Origin of the sequence: Pseudomonas sp. K5002 (assembly GCF_013386655.1) — a bacterium.
Classification (GTDB): domain Bacteria; phylum Pseudomonadota; class Gammaproteobacteria; order Pseudomonadales; family Pseudomonadaceae; genus Aquipseudomonas.
In genome coordinates, this window is the sequence record NZ_JACARK010000426.1 from 1 (window position 1) to 3,791 (window position 3,791).

Consider the following 3,791-nt stretch of genomic DNA (forward strand, 5'->3'; position numbering starts at 1 on the left):
GGCCTGGACGGCCTGGTGTGCTCGGCGCTGGAAGCCCAGGCGCTGAAGACCGCCCACCCGGCGTTGCAACTGGTGACCCCGGGGATTCGCCCGGCGGGCAGCGCCCAGGACGACCAGCGTCGCATCCTGACCCCGCGCCAGGCCCTGGATGCCGGTTCCGATTACCTGGTGATCGGTCGCCCGATCAGCCAGGCGGCCGACCCGGCCAAGGCGCTGGCAGCGGTAGTTGCCGAGATTGCCTGACCTACCCGACCTGAAGTGGGCACGGTAAAAAAATGTGGGAGCGGGCTTGCTCGCGAAGGCGGTGTGACAGTCAATGCATAAGGTGACTGCTCTACCGCCTTCGCGAGCAAGTCGAACCGTCGCACCGCCGCTCCCACATTTGGTTCTGCGGTGTGTCAGCTGACTTTCAGTACCAACTTCCCAAAGTTCTCACCGTTGAACAGTTTCATCAGCGTCTCCGGGAACGTCTCCAGCCCCTCGACTATATCTTCCTTGCTCTTGAGCTTGCCCTGAGCCATCCAGCCGGCCATTTCCTGCCCGGCAGCGGCAAAATTCGCCGCGTGGTCCATCACCACAAACCCTTCCATGCGCGCACGATTGACCAGCAGTGACAGGTAGTTGGCTGGCCCTTTGACAGCTTCCTTGTTGTTGTACTGGCTGATGGCGCCGCAGATCACTACGCGGGCTTTCAATGCCAGGCGGCTGAGCACGGCATCGAGAATGTCCCCGCCGACGTTATCGAAATACACGTCCACACCTTTCGGGCACTCGCGCTTGAGGCCGGCATGCACGTCTTCGTTCTTGTAGTCGATGGCTGCATCAAAACCCAGTTCATCCACCAGGAACCTGCATTTGTCGGCGCCGCCAGCGATGCCTACCACGCGGCAGCCTTTAATCTTGGCAATCTGCCCGGCAATGCTGCCCACCGCGCCTGCCGCGCCGGAGATCACCACGGTCTCGCCGGCCTTGGGCGCGCCGGTGTCCAGCAGGGCGAAGTAAGCGGTCATGCCGGTCATCCCCAGCGCCGACAGATAACGCGGCAACGGCGCCAGTTTCGGATCGACCTTGTAGAAACCCCGCGGCTCACCGAGGAAGTAATCCTGCACACCCAAGGCACCGTTGACGTAGTCGCCCACGGCAAATTTCGGGTTGTTCGACGCGATCACCTTGCCTACGCCCAGGGCGCGCATGACTTCGCCGATACCCACCGGAGGAATGTAGGATTTGCCCTCGTTCATCCAGCCGCGCATGGCCGGGTCCAGGGACAGGTATTCGTTGTGCACCAGCACCTGGCCGTCCTGGGGTGTACCCACCGGCACTTCCTGGTAAGTGAAGGTGTCCCGCGTGGCCGCGCCGACCGGGCGTTTGGCGAGCAGGAATTGGCGGTTGGTCTGGGCAGTCATGGCAGCGACTCTTGAGAAGTGGACCTTGAGTGATAGACCCTTCGGGCTGCACCGGCAAGGCGCGCGGCACCTGCGAATGCCCACCGATCCACTGCAATGATAGTGATGCCGGTGCCGTTATCACTGCGGCTCATGGTTCGCCAACCGGGCTTTTGATAGTGCTGACGCGCCGATGGTGGCTCTGGCTAGACTGGGGTCATCGAGCATCCCCATCGAAGGAACATCCACCATGAGCATGACATTTTCCGGCCAGGTCGCCCTGGTGACCGGTGCGGCCGCCGGCATTGGCCGCGCCACTGCGCTGGCGTTCGCCGCTGAAGGCTTGAAAGTCGTAGTCGCCGACCTGGACGCGGCTGGCGGCGAGGGCACTGTGGCGCTGATTCATCAGGCCGGTGGCGAAGCGGTGTTTGTGCGCTGCAATGTCACCCTCGAAGCGGACGTGCAGCAGTTGATGCAGCAGACCGTGGCCACCTATGGCCGGTTGGACTATGCCTTCAACAACGCCGGGATCGAGGTCGAGAAGGGCAAGCTGGCGGACGGCAGCCTGGATGAGTTCGACGCAATCATGGGCGTCAACGTCAAGGGCGTGTGGCTGTGCATGAAGTATCAACTGCCGTTGCTGCTGGCTCAGGGCGGCGGCGCCATCGTCAACACGGCTTCTGTGGCAGGGCTTGGGGCGGCGCCGAAGATGAGTATCTATGCCGCATCCAAGCACGCGGTGATCGGCCTGACCAAGTCGGCGGCGATCGAGTACGCGAAAAAGAAAATCCGCGTCAACGCGGTATGCCCGGCCGTGATCGACACCGATATGTTCCGCCGTGCCTATGAAGCCGACCCGCGCAAAGCCGAATTTGCCGCCGCCATGCACCCGGTCGGGCGTATCGGCAAGGTCGAGGAGATCGCCAGCGCCGTGCTTTATCTGTGCAGCGACGGTGCTGCCTTCACCACGGGCCAGGCATTGGCGGTGGACGGTGGCGCGACCGCGATTTAGGAAGTGAGGCGGATGCCATTCAGAAAAGCGTTGGAGGCGCTGTGGGGTTTTTCCGCAGGTGGCCAGATGCCTCACCTGAATGTGTTTCACTAGGTAAATAATTCAATTAAATCAATGATTTAATAAATCTTGATCGCGGCTGTCATTGGGCTTCTGTGCTTAACTGGTTTGGGTTAAATGACAACAGTTTAAGTGAGTGGCTCATGGATTTAGGGATCGATCGACAAGCCCTTGTACCGGTAGTGCAGCAAATCGTCAGTGCGCTGGCCGCCTGGATTCGCGAGAGCGGCGCCAGCCCCGGGACGCGGTTGCCCTCGGTGCGGCAACTGGCCCACGAGAACCTGCTCAGTCAGTCCAGCGTCATCGAGGCGTTCGAGCGGATGGTTGCCCAAGGTGTGCTGGCCTCAAGGCAAGGCGCCGGTTTCTGTGTGGCCCAGCCACCCGCCGAGCGTGGTCTTCGCGGTGAAAACCAATGGTATGAGGGCGCCGAGTCGGGGTGGGGCGCCTTCATCGACAATCAACTGGGCGAACTGAAACTGGGATGCGGCTGGCTGCCGGACACCTGGCGCGAGAGCGACGACATCAGCTACGCGATTCGTGAAGTCACCCGCACCGACACCGCGGCCGTCTTCAACTACAGCACGCCGCTGGGGCTGCCGGCCCTGCGTGAACAGCTGCTCAAGCGCCTGGCGCACATCCAGGTGGCAACCCGGGTCGAGCATATCCTCACCACCCACGGCGCGAGCCACGCCCAGGACCTGCTGATCCGCACGCTGCTCAAGGCCGGCGACACCGTGGTGGTGGAAAGCCCGGGGTACGGCAACCTTTACCGCCAACTGGCCTTTCATGGTGTCAAGCTGCTGGAAGTGCCGCGCACCCGTGGCGGCCCGGACATGCCTGCCCTGGAAGCGCTGTTGCGCGGGCATCGGCCCAAGTGCCTGTTCATCAACAGCCTGTATCACAACCCCACCGGCACCAGCCTGTCCCTGGCGGTGGCCGAGCGCTTGCTGCAACTGGCCCATTCCCAGGACTTCTTCATCATCGAGGAAGACGTCTATGGCGACCTGCAACATGCCACCTGCACCCGGTTGTCGGCGTTGCCCCACGAGGACCGGGTGATCTATGTCTCGAGTTTTTCCAAGACCCTCAGCAGCGCCTTGCGGGTGGGGTATCTCACGGCCAGCGGGGCGATCATCGCGCAATTGGCCAGGGTCAAGACCTTGACCGGCATCGGCACCTCGCGGTTTGCAGAGGCGGTGGTGGCGACGTTGCTGGCCAATGGTACCTACCGCAAGTGGGTGCAACGCCTGCGCCGGCGGCTGAGCACGGAAATGGCCATGACCCTGCAGGTGCTGGAAGACGAAGAGTGGGAGGTGTTTGCGGTGCCGGCGGGG

At 62.4% G+C, this 3,791-nt stretch carries 4 protein-coding genes; 3 read left to right on the forward strand and 1 reads right to left on the reverse strand.

What is annotated here, in order from left to right:
• On the forward strand, positions 1–243 hold a 243-nt coding region (locus HX846_RS19535; protein WP_178965928.1), incomplete at its 5' end, for an orotidine 5'-phosphate decarboxylase / HUMPS family protein.
• Between the two features lie 155 nt (positions 244–398).
• On the opposite strand, the gene HX846_RS19540 is transcribed toward HX846_RS19535, so the two are convergent.
• The gene (locus tag HX846_RS19540) at positions 399–1,406 is read right to left on the reverse strand and encodes an NADP-dependent oxidoreductase (protein ID WP_087695366.1); all 1,008 of its coding nucleotides are present in this window, start codon (positions 1,404–1,406) and stop codon (positions 399–401) included.
• Positions 1,407–1,635: 229 nt separating this feature from the next.
• On the opposite strand from HX846_RS19540, the gene HX846_RS19545 reads away from it, so the two are divergent.
• Together HX846_RS19545 and HX846_RS19550 are read left to right on the forward strand one after the other, a co-directional pair.
• Positions 1,636–2,397: an SDR family oxidoreductase gene (locus HX846_RS19545; protein WP_178965929.1), complete on the forward strand. Its 762-nt coding sequence runs from the start codon at positions 1,636–1,638 to the stop codon at positions 2,395–2,397.
• Positions 2,398–2,600: 203 nt separating this feature from the next.
• The coding region (locus tag HX846_RS19550) for a PLP-dependent aminotransferase family protein (protein WP_178965930.1) at positions 2,601–3,791 on the forward strand (1,191 nt) is incomplete at its 3' end.

Coding starts and splice junctions, on each gene's coding strand:
- HX846_RS19540 (WP_087695366.1), bottom strand. CDS start 1,406: ATGACTGCCCAGACCAACCGCCAATTCCTGCTCGCCAAACGCCCGGTC.
- HX846_RS19545 (WP_178965929.1), top strand. CDS start 1,636: ATGAGCATGACATTTTCCGGCCAGGTCGCCCTGGTGACCGGTGCGGCC.